The following is an 18,126-nucleotide window of genomic DNA, read 5'->3' as shown; positions in this document are numbered from 1 at the left end:
CCGGCAGGAGGGATGCGGAGCGGCCGGGAAGTGCGGAAATGCGGTCCGCGACCGGAAAAATGAAAATAAGAAACTAAACGAATATTCATGAAAACTACAGGACGTGTAAATGGTATCATCTCCAACATCGTCATCGTCAAGGCCGACGGAGCAGTAGGCCAGAACGAGATCTGCTATGTCTATGCGGGAGATACCAAGATGATGGCCGAGGTCATCAAGGTCGTAGGCGACAGCGCCTATGTCCAAGTTTTTGACAGCACCCGCGGACTCAAGATCGGCGACAAGGTCGAGTTCGAGGGACATATGCTCGAAGTGACGCTCGCGCCGGGACTTTTGTCGCGCAACTACGACGGTCTGCAGAACGACCTCGAAAAGATGGACGGGCTGTTCATCGAGCGCGGTTCGATCACCGATCCGATCGACTTCGACGCCGAGTGGGAATTCGCTCCGCTGGCCAAGGCGGGCGACAAGGTGACCGCCGCGTCGTGGCTGGGCGAAGTCAAGGAGCAGTGGGTGAGCCATAAGATCATGGTGCCCTTCACCATGGCCGGCAACTATACGGTCAAGAGCGTGGCGGCGGCCGGGAAATACAAGGTGACGGACACGATCGCCGTCCTGACCGACGAGGAGGGCCGCGAACATGCGGTCACGATGGTTCAGAAATGGCCCGTGAAGCAGGCCGTGCGCTGCTACGTCGAGAAGCCGCGTCCGTCGCGCATGATGGAGACGGGCGTTCGCGCCATCGACACCTTCAATCCGATGGCCGAAGGCGGTACGGGCTTCATCCCCGGACCTTTCGGCGCCGGCAAGACCGTGCTCCAGCACGCCATTTCCAAGCAGGCCGACGCCGACATCATCATCATGGTGGCCTGCGGCGAGCGCGCCAACGAGGTGGTCGAAATCTTCAAGGAGTTCCCCGAACTGGTCGATCCCCATACGGGCCGCAAGCTCATGGAGCGTACGATCATCATCTGCAATACGTCGAACATGCCCGTTGCGGCGCGCGAGGCGTCGGTCTATACCGGCATGGCCATCGGCGAATACTACCGCTCGATGGGACTCAAGGTGCTGGTGATGGCCGACTCGACTTCGCGCTGGGCGCAGGCGCTGCGCGAGATGTCGAACCGTCTGGAGGAGCTGCCCGGTCAGGACGCCTTCCCGATGGACCTTTCGGCGATCATCTCCAACTTCTATTCGCGCGCCGGTCTGGTCAAACTGAACAACGGCCAGACGGGTTCCGTAACCTTCCTCGGCACGGTGTCGCCTGCGGGCGGTAACCTCAAGGAGCCGGTGACCGAATCGACCAAGAAGGCCGCGCGCTGCTTCTATGCGCTTTCGCAGGGCCGCGCCGACTCGAAGCGTTACCCGGCCATCGACCCGCTGGAATCCTATTCGAAATACCTCGAATATCCCGAAATCCGCGAATACCTCGACGAGCATATCGAAAAGGACTGGGTGGACCTCGTCTATGCCGGCAAGACCCTCGTGCAGCGCGGCAAGGAGGCCAACGACCAGATCAACATTCTCGGCGACGACGGCGTTCCGGTCGAGTATCACGAACGTTTCTGGAAATCGGAGCTGCTCGACTTCGTGATCCTGCAGCAGGACGCTTTCGACGACATCGACGCCAACTGTCCGCTCGAACGTCAGAAGATGATGTATAAAATGGTGCTCGACATCTGCCGGAAGGATTTCGCTTTCGCCGATTTCGAGGAGTGCTCGCAGTTCTTCAAGGGCCTTATCAACCTCTTCCGTCAGATGAACTACTCGGAGTGGCAGTCGGAGAAGTTCGAAGGCTACCGCAAGCAGATCGAGGAGTATGTGAGTGAAAAAATCAAATAAGCTTTAGACCATGACAACACGAGCTTTTCAGAAGATATATACCAAGATTGACAACATCACCAAGGCGACCGTGACGCTCCGGGCGCTGGGCGTCGGCAACGACGAACTGGCTACCGTGGGCGGCAAGCTGGCGCAGGTGGTGAAGATTATGGGCGAGAACGTGACGTTGCAGGTGTTCTCCGGAACCGAGGGCATCGCCACCGATTCGGAGGTCGTCTTCCACGGCGAACCCCCGAAACTGCGCGTGTCGGACAACCTCGCGGGCCGCTTCTTCAACGCCTACGGCGAGCCGCTCGAAGGCGGTGAGATCGTCGAGGGCGAGCCGCGCGAGATCGGCGGCCCGACGGTGAACCCCTTCAAGCGTATCCAGCCTTCGGAGCTGATCGCCACGGGTATCGCCGGCATCGACCTCAACAATACGATCGTCACGGGGCAGAAGATTCCCTTCTTCGCCGACCCCGACCAGCCCTATAACGCCGTGATGGCCAACGTGGCCCTGCGCGCCAAGGCCGACAAGATCATTCTGGGCGGCATGGGCCTCACCAACGACGACTTTCTCTACTTCAAGTCCGTCTTCGAGAACGCCGGTGCGCTGGACCGCATCGTGTCGTTCGTCAATACGACCGAGAACCCGCCCGTGGAGCGTCTGCTCGTTCCCGACATGGCGCTGACCGCCGCCGAATACTTCGCCGTGGACAAGGGCGAGAAGGTGCTGGTGCTGCTGACCGACATGACGCTCTACGCCGATGCGCTGGCTATCGTGTCGAACCGCATGGACCAGATTCCGTCGAAGGACTCGATGCCCGGTTCGCTTTATTCGGACTTGGCGAAGATCTACGAGAAGGCCGTGCAGCTGCCCAACGGCGGTTCGATCACCATCATCGCCGTGACGACCCTTTCGGGCGGCGACATCACGCACGCCATTCCCGACAATACGGGTTACATCACCGAGGGTCAGCTGTTCCTGCGCAACGACTCCGATACGGGCAAGGTCATCGTGGACCCGTTCCGTTCGCTGTCGCGTCTCAAGCAGCTGGTTATCGGCAAGAAGACCCGCGAGGACCATCCGCAGGTGATGAACGCCTGCGTGCGTCTGTATGCCGATGCCGCCAACGCCAAGACCAAGCTCGAAAACGGTTTCGACCTCTCGGATTACGACGAACGTACGCTGAAATTCGCGTTCGACTATTCGGAGAAACTGCTCTCGATCGACGTCAATATCGGCATCACCGAGATGCTCGACACGGCGTGGGGACTCTTTGCGAAGTACTTCTCCAAGGAGGAGGTCGCTATCAAGGAGGAACTCATCAAAAAGTACTGGAAAGAAGCGTAACGTACGATGGCAATCAAATTTCAATATAACAAGACCTCGCTCGGCGACCTCGGCAAGCAGCTGAAAATGCGGCAGAAGGCGCTCCCTACGATCAAAAGTAAGGAGTCGGCCCTGCGCTCCGAGGTGAAGAAGGCGAAGGACTCCGCAGGCGATTACCGCCGTCGGCTCGACCGGCTCAAGGCCGAGTACGACTACATGGTGTCGCTATGGGGAGAGTTTGATTGTGACCTCCTGCGTATCGCCGATGTGGAACTTTCGGTACAGAAAATCGCAGGTGTGCGTACGCCGGTCCTGCAGGACGTGAAATTCGAGGTGAAACCCTACGATCTTTTCTCGTCGCCCGTCTGGTTCGCCGACGGAGTCGATATTCTGAAGCGCATGGCGCAGCTGGGTATCGAGTTCGAGGTCTACAACCGCAAGATGGAGCTGCTGGACTATGCACGCCGTAAAACCACTCAGAAGGTGAACTTGTATGAAAAGGTGCAGATACCCGGATACGAGGACGCCATACGTAAGATCAAACGCTTCATGGAGGACGAGGAGAACCTCTCCAAGTCGGCCCAGAAGATCGTGAAAACCAAACAGCAGCAGGCCGGGGAGGGCGCGACGTTATGATAGCTAAAATGGCGAAATACGACTTTGTGCTCTATGCGGCGCAAAGCGAGGATTTTATCGAAAAGCTGCGCGAACTCGGCTTGGTGGACATCACCACTACGGGCTGGGAACCCTCCGAGGAGGACCGCCAGCTGCTGCTCGATATCGAAGGACACGCCAAGGCGTTCGAATTCCTGCGCAACTTCCGCGCGGAAGAGGGGCGCTGCAAGGCCGGTGCGAAGCCGTTTGCAACCGGCGCCGAGGCCTACGAACACTACGCCGCGGCGCATCAGCAGGCGACGGCGCTCCACGCCGAAATCGGCCGTCTCGAAAAAACGGCCGACGAACTGCGTCCGTGGGGAGAATTCTCGCCTGAGAGAACCCGCTCGCTCGCCGAGCAGGGCATCGTGCTGCGATATTTCCTCACTCCGAAGAGCAATTACGACAAGTTCGAGGCCCAGTGGGCGGAACGCTATACCATCGCGCCGATCAACCGCACCGAATCGACGGTCTATTTCGTCGTCGTGGCGGCTCCCGGCGAGGAGGTGACGCTCGACGCGCAGGAGATGAAAACCCCGTCGATGGATATCCGCGAAGCGGAACGCCGCATCGCCGAAGCCCGGAAGGAGCTGAGCGCCCTCGACGCCGAATTCTCGCGCGTCGCGGTTTCGGAGAAGCTGCTCGCGGCGCATGCCGCCTCGCTGAAGGAACAGCTGCAGGGCGTGCGCGTGAAGGCTACGGCGCAGCAGGCGGCCGACGGAACGCTGGTCGTCATGGAGGGCTGGGCCGAGAAGGAGACTTCGGACAAGGTCGATGCCCTTTTGGAGCAGTATCCCAACGTCGTGTACCTCAAGGGCGATCCGACTCCTGAGGACGATACGCCCGTGAAACTGAAAAACAACTGGTTCGCTCGCATTTTCGAGCTGGTGGGCGACATGTACGCCCGCCCGAAGTACGGTACGATGGACCTGACGCCTTTCTTCGCGCCGTTCTACATGCTTTTCTTCGGCATCTGCCTGAACGACGCCGGTTACGGCGCCATTCTGGCCCTGCTGGGGGCGTGGATGCTGGCCAAGAACCGGCAACCCGGCATGATGCGTCAGGCCGCGTGGTTCGCCACGTTGTGCGGCTTGACGACGGTCGTCGTGGGACTGGCCTGCGGTTCGGTGTTCGGCGTGAATCTCAAGGAGTACTTCCCTTCGATCCCGTTCTTCGACTTCCAAGGCAGTTTCTTCTCGATCGCCTTGGCGATCGGCGTGGTGCAGATCGTGTTCGGCATGATGCTGAAGGTCGTCATGATCTCGGCTACCGTCGGATTCCGCTATTCGCTCGGTACGCTGGGCTGGCTGCTGGTGATCCTCGGCGGAAGCATCGCCGGCGGTCTGCCGCTGCTCAATCCCGAATGGGTGATTCCGTTCTACACCACCTCGTCGCCCGCGTTCTATGCGACGCTCGGCGTGGGTGCGGTGCTGATGCTGTTCTTCAATTCGCCGGGCAAGAATCCGCTGCTGAACTTCGGTCTGGGATTGTGGGATACCTATAATAATCTGACGGGCATCCTCTCCGACGTGCTGTCGTACATCCGTCTGTTCGCCATCGGACTCTCTGGCGGCATCCTCGCCACGGTGTTCAATGCGCTGGCCGACGGCTTCGTGCCCGAAGGTTCGGGCATCGTCGTGCGGCTGCTGATCATGATTCCGATTCTGCTCGTCGGCCACGGCATCAACCTCTTCATGTCCACCATTTCGTCGTTCGTGCACCCGATGCGTCTGACGTTCGTCGAATTCTATAAAAATGCAGGTTTCGAGATGTCGATGCGTTCGTTCGATCCCCTGCGCAAAATCGAAAATTCGGAAAACAAATAACAACTAAAACAAATTACAATTATGGAATCAACAACTGCAATTATTTTGGGCTATCTCGGCGTAGCGCTGATGGTGGGCCTTTCGGGCGTAGCGAGCTGTATCGGTACTTCGATCGCCGGTATGGCGTCGGTGGGCGCCATGAAGAAAAACGGCGGCGCTTTCGGTAGCTACATGATCCTCTCGGCCATTCCCGGTTCGCAGGGTCTCTACGGTTTCGTGGGCTACTTCATCATCAAGGGCTTCCTGACCGATTCGATGACGCTGCTGCAGGGTGCCGCCATCTTCGGCGCCGGTCTGCTGACGGGTCTGGTCTGCCTCGCTTCGTCGTACTTCCAGTCGAAGGTCTGCGCCAACGGTATCGCCGCTATCGGCAACGGCCACGACGTGATGGGTAAGACGCTTATTCTGGCCGCCTTCCCTGAGTTGTACGCCATTCTTACGGTAGCCGCCGTGTTCCTCATCGCGGGCGCTATCTGATCTGCCGCGCGGAATTTCTCACGGGCGGAACGTCGGTTGCGATGTTCCGCCCCGTTTTTTTTGAAAATGCTGCCCGAAGCGGTTCCCGATCGTAAAATAATACATTTATTGCATAAAATAGTACTTGTACTCTCGGCTGTTTTACGTAATTTTGTGAAAACTCAAAATCTTTTAAACCCTGACAGATATGAAACCGAACCGATTTATGCTGGCCTTGGCCGCGTTGTGCTTTGCCGCAGGCGGCGCTTCGGCGCAGCAGACCGACGGCAAGTCCGTGGCGCCCAAGACCTACAAGGCCTACATGGTCAGCGACGCCCATCTCGACACCCAGTGGAACTGGGACGTGCAGACGACCATCCGCGAGTACATCCCCCGCACGCTGTTCCAGAACCTCTACCTCATGGAACGCTTCCCCGACTACCGCTTCAGCTTCGAAGGCGGCGTCGTCTATTCGTGGATGAAGGAGTACTATCCCATGCATTACGAGCGGATGAAGAAATACATCGCTTCGGGCCAGTGGCATATCGCCGGCGCGTCGTGGGACGCCAACGACCCCAACATGCCTTCGGCCGAGTCGTTCTTCCGCAACATCCTGCTCGGACAGGAGTTCTATAAAAAGGAGTTCGGCGTGCGTTCGACCGATATTTTCCTGCCCGACTGCTTCGGCTTCGGCTATACGCTGCCGACCATCGCGGCCCACAGCGGCCTGATCGGCATGTCCACGCAGAAGCTCAGCTGGCGCAATCACGACTTTTACGACGCTCCCTACCACAAGAAGAATCCCTTCTCGTGGGGCGTGTGGTACGGCATCGACGGCAGTTCGGTGATCGCAGCCTTCGATACGGGCGGCTATAACTCGGAACTTCCTGAGAATGTGCAGTATAATGAACGCCTGATGGAGCGCGCCGCCCACGGTTATGACAACACCTGCTTCCGCTACTATGCCGGCGGCGGCGAAGGGGTCGGCGACAAGGGCAACAGCGGTACGGTGACCACTTGCCGCCGTCTGACCAAGGCGATCAACGACCCGAACGCCCCGATCGAGATCATCAGCGCCACGAGCGACGACCTGTTCAAGGCCTACCTCGGCCGCAAAGCCGAGCTGCCCTCTTTCGACGGCGAATTGCTGATGGACGTGCACGCTACGGGCTGCTATACTTCGCAGACCGCCATGAAATACTACAACCGCCGCAACGAGGAGCTGACCGGCGCCGCCGAGCGCGCTGCGGTCGCCGCCGACTGGCTCGGTGCGCTGGCTTACGACCAGCGGAAACTCACCGAGATCTGGCAGCGTTTCATCTGGCACCAGTTCCACGACGACCTGACGGGTACGAGTATCCCTGAGGCCTATACGTGGTCGTGGAACGACGAGCTGATCGCCCTGCGGCAGGGCGGCGACGTGATGAATTCGGCGGTCGGCGCGCTGAGCTATTCGCTCGATACGCGCGTCAAGGGTACGCCCGTGGTGGTCTACAACGCCGTGACCTATCCCGTCAAAGCCGTTGTCGAGGCCGAGATTCCGCTCGTCGCCAAAGCCAAGGGCGTGGCCGTATACGGTCCCGACGGCCGCCGCGTGGCCGCGCAGATTCTCAGCCGCGAGGGCGACAAGGCCGTGATCGCATTCGCCGCCGACGTGAAGTCGGTGGGGTATGCCGTCTACGACGTCCGTCCGGCATCGCCCGCCAGATCGTCGGCGCTGAACGTGAACGGCAATACGATCGAGAACGCCGTTTACAAGGTGACGCTCGACAAGAACGGCGACATCGCGTCGCTCGTGGACAAGCGTTACGGCCGTGAACTGGTCGAGCAGGGCAAGGCCTTCCGTCTGGCGATTTTCGAAGGCAATCCGTCGAACGAATGGCCCGCATGGGAGGTGCTGAAGGAGGTCGTGGACAAGACCCCGCGCGCCGTTACCGACAACGTTTCGGTATCCGTCGGCGAAGAGGGGTCCGTGCGCGCTTCGCTCAAGGTGGAGCGCACGTACGGCGATTCGAAGTTCACGCAGTACATTACGCTGACCGACGGTGCGCAGGACGACCGCATCGACATCCGTACGACGGTGGACTGGAACAGCCGCAATACGCTGCTCAAAGCCGAGTTCCCGATGTCGGTGAGCAATGCGAAAGCCGCTTACGACCTCGGCATCGGTTTTATCGAGCGCGGCAACAACACGGCCACGGCATACGAAGTGCCCGCCCTGAAGTGGGCCGACCTGACCGACGCCGACGGTTCGTACGGCATCTCGGTGCTCAACGACTGCAAATACGGCTGGGACAAGCCCGCCGACAATACGATCCGTCTGACGCTGATCCACACTCCCTCGACCGAAAAACGTTACCCGCACCAGCGCGATCTCGATCTGGGCGTCAATCACTTCACCTATTCGATCGTAGGACATAAGGGAACCGACCGCAGCGGCGTTGTGGCCGCATCGGAACAGCTCAACCTGCCGCTCGTGGCTTACGTGGCTCCCAAGCATGCGGGATCGCTGGGCCGTACCTTCTCGATGCTGGAGTCCTCGACTCCGCAGATCGGCGTGCGTGCGCTGAAGAAGGCCGAGGACGGCGACGGATATATCGTGCGCTGCTACGAGCTGACCGGCAAGCCCGTCGAGAACGCCCGCATCACCTTCCCGGCTCAGATTCTCTCGGCCGAGGAGTGCAACGGCATCGAGGAGAAGATCGGTGCAGCCGAGACCGAGGGCCGTTCGCTGATCGTTTCGGCCGGCAAATTCGCTCCCAAAACCTACCGCGTGCGGCTGGCCGCTCCTGCGCAGAAGTCCGCGTTCGAGGTGAAGAGCGCGCCCGTGACGCTGTCTTACAATACGGTGGCCTTCACGACAGACGAGTTCTACACCTATTACCGTTTCGACAATCAGCGGGGCAGCTTCGCCGCCGAACTGATTCCCGCCGAACTGACCTGCAACGGCGTACGGTTCGTGATGGGCGAGGAGAACGTCAAGGACGCCGTGACGTGCCGCAGTCAGGAGATCGAACTGCCCGAAGGCGGTTACAGGAAGCTCTACATGCTGGTGGCCGCTTCGGACAAGGAGTGCGAGGCCCTCTTCAAGGTGGGCGACTCCGAGCAGGCCGTCTATGTGCCGCTTTGGAAAGGCTTCTACGGACAGTGGGGCTGGCGCGGACACAGCGAAGCGTTCCTCAAGGATGCGACGATCGCGCATATCGGCACGCACCGCCATCAGGGCGACGAGGGCAACCTGCCTTACGACTTCTCTTACATGTATATGGTTTCTCTCGATATTCCCGAAGGTGCGCGGACGGTGACGCTGCCCGAAAACAAGAACGTGGCGGTATTCGCCATGACGGCTTCGGACAACGGCATCGACGACGTGCTTCCGGTGAGCGGCACTTTCATCCGTCCGGATGTGAAGTAACAAGTTTTTTAAGTGGTATAATTAGGCGCTCCGGCCCGGCTGTAAAGCCGGGCCGGAGTTTTTGTGTCAGGACGGCGTTGTGACGCGGTTTGTATGGTTTTGTGCCCGAATTGTCATAAAACGGCGTGAAAACCGCCGATCGGGGGCGCGGGACGGTGCCGGGAGTACGTTTGTGTCCCGGATCGGAAAATACAATTTTGTGACAAAATAGTACCGGATCATGTACGGCGGAGAAATTTGCCGTCCGTATATTTTTCGGTCCGCATCTTATTTCTCAACTTTGTTTTCACAAAAACCGACCGCTTAACCTAAAACTTAAAACCAGATTAGCCTATGGAAAAAAACTCCTGTCTGATTCTTTCCGCTGATTTTTTTGCAGAATCCCGTAATTTATCCTGTTATTTTTCCGTTTTCTGAATCCATGAACCACATCCGCGTCACCGGGTGCGGGGAGTATATTTTAACTAAACCAAAAAACAATATCTATGACCAATTTTGGGCACAAAATCATGCTGACGGTTTTGGTGCTGCTGATTACCCCCCCCCTTGGGTTTGCAGCCGCAACCGTTAATGCCAGCCCCCTGACCCAGACATCCAAGGTCACCGTCAAGGGCGTTGTGAAGGACGCCGCGGGAGCGCCGCTGCTCGGCGTTACCGTCATTGTCAAGGGTACTTCGGTCGGAACCTCGACCAGTATCGACGGTGAATACCAGATCCAGTGCGCCGCCGATGCCGAACTCGACTTCTCGTTCATCGGCTACGAGACGCAGACGCTTCCGGTGGCCAACCGCACGCTGCTGAACGTAACGCTGAAGGAAGACGCGCAGCTGATGGACGAAGTGATCGTCATCGGCTACGGCACCACCACCCGCCGCCGTGCGGTGGGCGCTGTGGACCAGATCAAGTCCGAAGCCATCACCGAACGTTCCGTCGCCAACCTGACGCAGGCGCTGCAGGGCACTTCGCCCAGCCTCGTCATCCAGCAGCGAAGCAGCGACCCCGCCGACAACCAGCTCAACATCAACATCCGCGGTATCGGTACGATGAACAACAACGAACCGCTGATCGTCATCGACGGTCTGGTGTCGGACAACGCCAGCTTCAACAAGCTCAATCCCTCGGACATCGAGAACGTCTCGGTGCTGAAGGATGCCGGTACGGCTGCCATTTACGGTTCGCGCGCCGCCAACGGCGTCCTGCTGGTCACCACCAAGAAGGGCAAGCTGAATCAGGCTCCGACCGTCGAACTCACGGCTATGGTCGGCTGGCAGCAGCCCGAAGTGCTCTACACGCCCGTTCAAGGCTGGCAGAACGCCACGCTGCTCAACATTTCCAAAGCCAATTCGGGGCTGGCTCCCGCCTTTACCGCCGAACAGATCCGCGACCTCAAGGCGCACGGCAACGGCACGTTCTACATGGACGAGATTCTGCGGACGGCCATGCAGCAGAACTACAACGTCAGCGTATCGGGCGGCGGCGCCAATACGACCTATATGATTTCGGCAGGCTATTACGATCAGGAGAGCAACTTCGAAGGTCCCGATTACGGCCGCCAGCGTTACAATTTCCGTACGAACATCACCACCGAATACAAACGCGTGAAGGTAACGGCCCTGCTCTCCTATTCGCACGAGAACAGCAAGACGACGACCGACGGTTCGACCATCGCCAACGCGATGCGTATTCCCACCTATTACTATTACCGTCAGTACGATCCCGTGACGGGCAAATACCTGCTCAACGACAAACTGACCGACCGCAACTCGCTGGGCCTGCTCGAAGAGGGCGGTTACAACAAGTACCGCAACGACTATGTGAACGCCAACCTGTCGGCCGAGGTGAAGATCATCGACGGGCTGAAACTGCGCGGCGTGCTGGGTGCCGATATCTTCGCCGACCACCGCTATACGCGGACGCACGAAGTGATGTTCTACAATACCGACGCTGCGGGCAATCCGGTCGGCGAAGGCCGTTCGGCCAACAACGACAACAAGTCGGAGGACTGGAACAAACGCGCCTACCTGATCAATTCTCAGCTGATGCTCGACTTCGACCGTACGTTCGGCAAGCACCATGTGACCGCCCTGTTAGGCGCCTCGAACGAGTCCTACACCTCCGAAGCGAACCAGATCTCCTTCAAATGGGCCGATCCCGATCTGGGTATCAACGGCGACGGCACCGAGGCCGTCATTTCGGGCGACGGCCGGTCTTCGGTGACGCCCGAAAACACGACCCGCACCAGCCTCACCTCCGTTTTCGGCCGCGCCGCTTATGACTACGACAACCGTTACTATGCCGAGTTCTCGTTCCGTTACGACGGCTCTTCGAAATTCCGTTCCGACCTGCGCTGGGGCTTCTTCCCCTCCGTGTCGCTGGGATGGCGTCTCTCGCAGGAGGCTTTCATGGAGAGCTACCGCGACAACGTCGGCGACCTGAAGATCCGCGGTTCCTACGGTACGCTGGGCAACCAGTCGGTGGGCGACTACCAGTACTTCACCACCTACAACGTCTATTCGAACACCTATGCCTTCAATAACGTGGGCGTCGGCGGCGCCGGCTTCCAGCTCGGTACCGACAACCTGCAGTGGGAGGTGTCCAAGACCTTCAACGTCGGTTTCGACGCCTCGTTCTTCCGGGGCAAGCTCAACCTCGGCTTCGACTACTTCAACAAACATACGACCGACATTCTGGTCAAGCCCCAGACCCCGCTGATTCTGGGCACCGAGCTGCAGAACTACAACGCCGGCGAGATGCGCACGCAGGGCTGGGAGCTGACGCTCAGCTATGCGCTCAAGAAACGCGACTGGTCGCACTTCTTCCAGTTCAACATCGGCGACTCGTGGAACAAGGTGCTCAAATACGAGGGCTTCGAGGATATTTCCGGACAGGAGGAGTTCTGGCGCATCACCCGCGAGGGGCTGCCGTTCAACTCCTACTACGGTTACAAGACCGACGGCTTCTTCCAGAGCTATGACGAAATCGCCCATTCGGCCGTGCCGACGGGCAAGAGCGTCAAGCCGGGCGACGTGAAATTCAAGGACCGCAACGGCGACGGCACCATCGACGAGAACGACCGCTACTATCTGGGCAACGCCTTCCCGCGCTACACGCTGGGCTTCACCTACAACGTCGCATGGAAAGGCGTCGACCTCTCGATCTTCCTGCAGGGCGTTCTCAAGCGCGACATGATGGTCCGCGGCGAGCTGATCGAGCCGTTCCACTCCAACTACGGTTACACGATGTACGAACACCAGCTCGACTTCTGGACCCCGACCAACACCGACGCCCGCTGGCCGCGTCTGACCGATATTTCGGACCCCTCGAACCAGAACAACTACCGCATGGGTTCGGACCTCTACATGTTCGACGGCAGTTACCTGCGCCTGAAGAACATCCAGCTGGGTTATACGCTTCCCGAACGGATTTCGATGAAATTCGGCGTCAAGCGCTTCAAGATCTACTTCAACGCCCAGAACCTGCTTACGTTCAGCAACTGTTCGTTCATCGACCCCGAATCTTCGGAGTTCGGCTCGAACATGAATTCGGGCGGCGCCAACTCAGGCCGCAACTACCCGAACCTGCGTTACTTCGGCGCCGGTCTGAACATCACATTTTAAATAAAGGCGAAAACTATGAAAACGACGATTTTAAAATATATCACCGTGACGTTCGCCGCCGGAGCGATGCTGCTCGCAGGCTGCAACGATCTGGATCAGGAGCCTACCAACAAGTTTACCGACAAGGCTTTCTGGACTTCGCCCGAACGTGCGAACATGGTGCTCAACATGGCCTATAACCAGATGTTCGGCCACGACAAGATCTGGCAGGACGAAGCCCTGAGCGACAACTTGTACGAACAGCGCGGCAATCCCGACACGCGCACGATCCGCATGGGGCAGGCGACGCCCAACACGGGACTGTTCCGCAGCGAGTGGAAATGGGTGTTCGAGGGCGTCAAGACCTGCAATGTCTTTATGAATTTCGTGGACGAGGTGCCGGGCATGGACCCCGAACGGCTCGCCGGGATGAAGGCGCAGATCCGCTTTATCCGTGCATTCCTCTATTTCCGTCTGGCCAATTTCTACGGCGACATTCCCTTCTTCCTGCAGGATATTTCGCTCGAAGAGTCGCGCCGCGTCTCCCGCACTCCCTATCCGGAGGTGATGAGTGCGCTGCACCGCGAACTCGACGAGATCGTCGGCGACCTGCCCACCCGCGACGAACTGAAAGCCGACGACAACGGCCGCATCACCAAAGCCGCCGCCATGATGCTCAAGGCGCGTATGTATATGTACGAGAACGTGCAGCGCACCGGCAATTCGGTTTCGGACAACATGCGCAAGGCCGCCGATATCTGCGACAAGCTCATCCACGAGCAGGGCACCTACGGCACCTACAGCCTGCTGACCCAAGGGTCCGGCGACGGCATTCCGGCCTATGAATACCTCTTTACTTCGGCCGCCGAATACAACAGCGAGGTGATCCTCGACTATGCCGCCGTCGAGCTGAACAAGCAGTGGTCCACGCTCTATTCGATGGTTCCCCTGACGATGGGCGCCAACCTCTGCCAGAAGGCTCCGACGCGCGCGCTGGTGGACAGCTACCTCAATGCCGATGGCTCGGTTCCGGCGGACAAGACCGTCTATGCGAACCGCGATCCGCGTCTGACCGCTACGGTCGTCTACAACGGCTATGTGTGGAAAGACCGCAACGATAAGGGCGAATACGTGACCAAAGGCACGATCAACGTGACTTCGGGCAATGACAAGGCCGGTACGGACAACGGTTCGCCCACGGGCTTCTACACCCGCAAGTATTTCGATACGACCCACGGCAAGAACCTCGAAATGTGGACCAATATCATCATGATGCGTTATGCCGACGTGCTGCTGATGTACGCCGAGGCGAAGGCGTACCTGAACGAGATGGACGCCGCGGTGTGGAACGAGACGATCAAGCCGATCCGCCAGCGTGCGGGGCTGAGCGGCACCGACTTCCCCTCGTCGGGCGATTACACCCAGATCGTACGCGACGAACGCCGTGTCGAGCTGGCGCTCGAAGGACTGCGCTACTTCGACCTGATCCGCTGGATCAATTACAAGGACTCCAAGTCGCAGGGCGTCATCGACCTTTTGAACGGTGCGGTCTACGGCGCCAAGGAGCTGAACGGAGGCCGTCAGATCGACGAATTCAAGTTCAATTCCAGCCGGGACATCCTCTGGTCGCTTCCGCTCTCCGAAACGCAGCTCGTGCCGACGCTGCTGCCCAACAATTCGGGTTATTAATCGTCAATCAAAAAAGTATCGAAAACAATGAAAAAGATATTGAACATACTGATGGCGGCCCTCGTCCTTACGGGCATCTCCTGCTCGGAAGACTTGGAGTACAAGCCCGGAGGCGTCACTCCGGTGCAGACGCTGCTGCTGCCGGCCGACAACTATTACGTGGAGCTGCAGAGCGCTTCGACGGCGACGCTCCGTTTTTCGTGGGAGCCGGCGCTGGCTGCCGACGGACAGCTTCCCCATTACGAGGTGGTCTTCTTCGGCAAGCCCGGCGGCGAGATCGTTTACCGTTGTGACGCCGGTTCGTCGACCAGCGTGGATATTGTCCACAAGGAGATCAACCGCATCGCCAATGCCGCGGGCATCGACGTCGGGGCTGACGGAGCCGTCTACTGGTCGGTCGTGTCGAGCCGGGGCGTGGATACCGCGCCTGTGGTTGCGACGCCCCGCCGGTTGGAACTGACGCGTCTGCTGGGCTTCAATGTGATTCCGGACCAGTTGTTCCTCACGGGCGAAGCCACCGAGGGCGGCAGCGATCTTGAGAATGCCTGTGTCGGCCGCAAGACCGGCGACGGCGAGTTTACCTTCTATCAGCAGCTCGAAGCCGGCAAGGGCTTTACGTTCGTCAGCTCGAAGGGCGACGACCGCACGACCTATACGGTGGTGAACGGAGCGCTGAACGACCAGAGCGCCGAACCCGCCACGATCGACAGATCGGGTGTCTACCGCATCAAGCTCGACCTCAATGTCCGCGGAATCACCTTCGAGCATATAGACCGCGTGGAATTCAATTTCGCACCGCGCACCGAAGACAACGGCAATATGGAGTATATCGGCAACGGCTGCTGGAAATTCTCCGATTACAACGTCAAATTCAGGGAAGAGAGCTGGGGACTCGACCAGCGTTACAACTTCCATCCGGTTTTCGACGGGGTTACGTATGTATGGGCCGGTACGAAAGGCAACGACAGCAGCCCCAGCGCGCTGAGCGGTGCGGAGTATTACATCCTGACCGAGAATCTGTTTACCGGGGATGCCTATGGTCCCGAAAAGTTTAAGTTCCACAGCGATTTTAACGGTAAGAAAGTCGATATCACCCTGATTATGTCCGGTGACGTGGAGAATTGTACGCATGTAATCGAGATCGTCGGCTAAAAAATAATTGAACCTATGAAAAACATACTGAATAAACTGGTTGTTCTGCTGCTCGCGGGTTTTGCACTGGCGGCCTGTGCCGAGCATACGGAATATGACGATACCGGCTTCAGCGCAGTCGAAAAACTGCTCTATCCGTCGGACGGCTACGCCCTCGATCTGATCGAACAGGCCGATGCCAACCTTTATTTCGAGTGGGAGGTCTCCAAGGTCGGAACTCCCGTCTACACCGTGGTTTTCCTCGATGCGGCCAAAAAGGAGATCGGCCGTTATCTGGCCGACAACAACGGTCAGAAGTCCTCGCTGAAGATGCTCCACAGCCAGCTCAATACGATTGCCGGCGACGCCGGCATCGAGCCTGACGCTGCGGGCGATCTCTATTGGACGGTCTGCGCCGGACTGGGCGGAGCCGAACAGCTTTCGCCGGCCGAGCCGCACAAACTCACTGTCAAACGCTATGCTGTGATCGACGCGCCCTACCACCTCTATGTGACAGGCGAAGGCTCCGAGTTCGGTACGGATCCCGCCGCGGCTAAACAGATGCGCGAGCTGGGCGACGGCAAGTTCGAGATTTACACCCGATTCACCGGCTCGTTCAGCTTCATCAACCGCAATGCGGCGGGCAGCAAGCGTACGTTCGGCGTCGCCGAAGGTCGCCTGACCGAGGGCGCCGATGCCGCAGGCACGGGCGACGGCGTTTACCGCGTACTGGTCGATTTCAAGGCCGGTACCGTGAAGATGGAAAAGATCGAAAGCGTGAAATACCACTGGTGCTGGACGCCCGATCCCGATGCCGTGATGGAATATGCCGGCAACGGCGTCTGGAAGCGTCAGATCACTTGGGACGGCGACAACCGCTACCGTTTCGACGCGGTGATCGACGGCACGGATTACATCTGGGGCTACTCGTCGAGCGATATGAGCGATTCGGACATGCCCTCCGGCCTGACCGGGCCGCAGTACAGGCTGTCAATGCGCGAAACGGGCAATATCAATCAGTGGGACTACTCCTTCAAGCATATCGCCGTGCTGAGGAACGTCACCTGCACGATCGTCGTGGACTGCTCGCCCGAAGCCGAGGCGTACTACCACCGTTACGAATTCGACTTCGCGCCCGAAGCCACTCCCGTGACGCTGATCTCGCCCGATGACAACGCCTCCGTCGTGCTGAATGCGCAGGCGGGCGCCAAGCAGACCTTCTCGTGGAACAAGCTTCCCGATTCGGACCCTGCGGGCAAACTGACGAGCTATACGCTGGTCTTCTATTCGGACGCTGCGCTGGAAAAGGCCGTCGGCCGCAAGGAGGCGCAGTATAACGGCTCCGTGGACGTCTCCTTCTCCGAGCTGGAGTCGATCGCCGATGCCGCGGGCATTGCCGCCGAAGGCACGGGCGACCTGTACTGGGCCGTAGAGAGCAAACTGCTTTCGTGGACGGCGCTCTCCTCCGGGCGCAAGCTCACGGTTACCCGCATGAAGGGTATTCCGACCGCCGCCTACATCACGGGCGCCGCTTCGGAGTTCGGTTCCGGCTATCAGACCCTCAAGGCACTGGGCGCAGGCAAATTCGAGATTTTCACCAAGCTGACGACTGACGCCGCAGGGTACAACTTCACCGACGGCGATACGGCCGATGCGCGCAAGTTCGTCGTCGAAGGCGGTGCGATCCGGGAGAGCGACGCAAGCGTCGTTTCGTCCGAAGAGGCCATCTATTACATCCTGCTCGACTTCGGCGCAGGCACGGCGAAGCTCCAGAAGATCGAGAACATGCGTTACCTCTCGCCGAACGTCAAGACCCAGCATACCGAGAAGCAGATCAAGCTGCCTTATCAGGGCAACGGCATCTGGTATGCCGCAGGTGTGGTACCCTACCTGAGGGACTGGGACGACGACCGTTACTTCTTCTGGGCCGAGGTGGACGGCGTGAAGACCAAGTTCGGCGCCAATCCCGGCATGACGGGCGACCTGAATTCCAAGCCTGCCGAGAACGATTCGCGCTTCCGCGTATTCTGGCCGATCGCCGATGTGAACGGCGACGATGCCGGCGCGTTCAAGATGCTCCACGCCTACCGCGGCAACGACTCCAAGCGGGTGAACATCAAGCTCGACATGAGTCCCGATACGGAGCACTACTACAACTATATCGAGTATCTGGATTAACCAACTATCCGGGGGAGGCGCGCTCCG

At 58.9% G+C, this 18,126-nt stretch carries 10 protein-coding genes; all 10 read left to right on the top strand.

Features of this window, described 5'->3' with window-relative positions:
• Nucleotides 1-87: 87 nt before the first annotated feature.
• The 10 genes from ALFI_RS02170 to ALFI_RS02125 all read left to right on the top strand — a co-directional run bounded on the left by ALFI_RS02170 (nucleotide 88) and on the right by ALFI_RS02125 (nucleotide 18,099).
• The gene (locus ALFI_RS02170; protein WP_009597778.1) at nucleotides 88-1,842 is read left to right on the top strand and encodes a V-type ATP synthase subunit A; all 1,755 of its coding nucleotides are present in this window, start codon (nucleotides 88-90) and stop codon (nucleotides 1,840-1,842) included.
• Nucleotides 1,843-1,852: 10 nt separating this feature from the next.
• Nucleotides 1,853-3,175 (top strand): V-type ATP synthase subunit B, encoded by a 1,323-nt coding sequence (locus ALFI_RS02165; protein ID WP_009597891.1) that lies wholly within the window; start codon nucleotides 1,853-1,855, stop codon nucleotides 3,173-3,175.
• 6 nt (nucleotides 3,176-3,181) lie between these two features.
• Complete coding sequence (locus ALFI_RS02160) at nucleotides 3,182-3,790, top strand: V-type ATP synthase subunit D (RefSeq protein ID WP_009597838.1); 609 nt, start codon at nucleotides 3,182-3,184, stop codon at nucleotides 3,788-3,790.
• Between the two features lie 8 nt (nucleotides 3,791-3,798).
• Nucleotides 3,799-5,634 carry a V-type ATP synthase subunit I gene (locus ALFI_RS02155; RefSeq protein ID WP_042493888.1) on the top strand — a complete coding sequence of 612 codons (1,836 nt, stop codon included), beginning with the start codon at nucleotides 3,799-3,801 and terminating at the stop codon, nucleotides 5,632-5,634.
• Nucleotides 5,635-5,655: 21 nt separating this feature from the next.
• Complete coding sequence (locus ALFI_RS02150) at nucleotides 5,656-6,111, top strand: ATPase (protein WP_009597832.1); 456 nt, start codon at nucleotides 5,656-5,658, stop codon at nucleotides 6,109-6,111.
• Between the two features lie 187 nt (nucleotides 6,112-6,298).
• Nucleotides 6,299-9,505, top strand: a complete 3,207-nt coding sequence (locus ALFI_RS02145; RefSeq protein WP_014774599.1) for an alpha-mannosidase — start codon at nucleotides 6,299-6,301, stop codon at nucleotides 9,503-9,505.
• 485 nt (nucleotides 9,506-9,990) lie between these two features.
• Nucleotides 9,991-13,122 (top strand): SusC/RagA family TonB-linked outer membrane protein, encoded by a 3,132-nt coding sequence (locus tag ALFI_RS02140; protein WP_014774598.1) that lies wholly within the window; start codon nucleotides 9,991-9,993, stop codon nucleotides 13,120-13,122.
• A 15-nt stretch (nucleotides 13,123-13,137) separates the two neighbouring features.
• Nucleotides 13,138-14,790 (top strand): RagB/SusD family nutrient uptake outer membrane protein, encoded by a 1,653-nt coding sequence (locus tag ALFI_RS02135; protein ID WP_014774597.1) that lies wholly within the window; start codon nucleotides 13,138-13,140, stop codon nucleotides 14,788-14,790.
• A gap of 27 nt (nucleotides 14,791-14,817) precedes the next feature.
• Nucleotides 14,818-15,942 (top strand): SusE domain-containing protein, encoded by a 1,125-nt coding sequence (locus ALFI_RS02130; RefSeq protein ID WP_014774596.1) that lies wholly within the window; start codon nucleotides 14,818-14,820, stop codon nucleotides 15,940-15,942.
• A 15-nt stretch (nucleotides 15,943-15,957) separates the two neighbouring features.
• Complete coding sequence (locus ALFI_RS02125) at nucleotides 15,958-18,099, top strand: SusE domain-containing protein (protein ID WP_014774595.1); 2,142 nt, start codon at nucleotides 15,958-15,960, stop codon at nucleotides 18,097-18,099.
• Nucleotides 18,100-18,126: the final 27 nt, after the last annotated feature.

Source organism: Alistipes finegoldii DSM 17242 (assembly GCF_000265365.1).
Lineage (GTDB): Bacteria > Bacteroidota > Bacteroidia > Bacteroidales > Rikenellaceae > Alistipes > Alistipes finegoldii.
Note: the sequence above shows the minus strand (reverse complement) of the source record. Positions and strands in the feature narration are given on the sequence as shown.

Bases quoted from the DNA above. Each gene is read 5' to 3' on its own strand.
- ALFI_RS02155 (WP_042493888.1), top strand. From the start codon at position 3,799: ATGGCGAAATACGACTTTGTGCTCTATGCGGCGCAAAGCGAGGATTTT.
- ALFI_RS02150 (WP_009597832.1), top strand. From the start codon at position 5,656: ATGGAATCAACAACTGCAATTATTTTGGGCTATCTCGGCGTAGCGCTG.
- ALFI_RS02130 (WP_014774596.1), top strand. From the start codon at position 14,818: ATGAAAAAGATATTGAACATACTGATGGCGGCCCTCGTCCTTACGGGC.
- ALFI_RS02140 (WP_014774598.1), top strand. From the start codon at position 9,991: ATGACCAATTTTGGGCACAAAATCATGCTGACGGTTTTGGTGCTGCTG.
- ALFI_RS02135 (WP_014774597.1), top strand. From the start codon at position 13,138: ATGAAAACGACGATTTTAAAATATATCACCGTGACGTTCGCCGCCGGA.
- ALFI_RS02145 (WP_014774599.1), top strand. From the start codon at position 6,299: ATGAAACCGAACCGATTTATGCTGGCCTTGGCCGCGTTGTGCTTTGCC.
- ALFI_RS02125 (WP_014774595.1), top strand. From the start codon at position 15,958: ATGAAAAACATACTGAATAAACTGGTTGTTCTGCTGCTCGCGGGTTTT.
- ALFI_RS02165 (WP_009597891.1), top strand. From the start codon at position 1,853: ATGACAACACGAGCTTTTCAGAAGATATATACCAAGATTGACAACATC.
- ALFI_RS02170 (WP_009597778.1), top strand. From the start codon at position 88: ATGAAAACTACAGGACGTGTAAATGGTATCATCTCCAACATCGTCATC.
- ALFI_RS02160 (WP_009597838.1), top strand. From the start codon at position 3,182: ATGGCAATCAAATTTCAATATAACAAGACCTCGCTCGGCGACCTCGGC.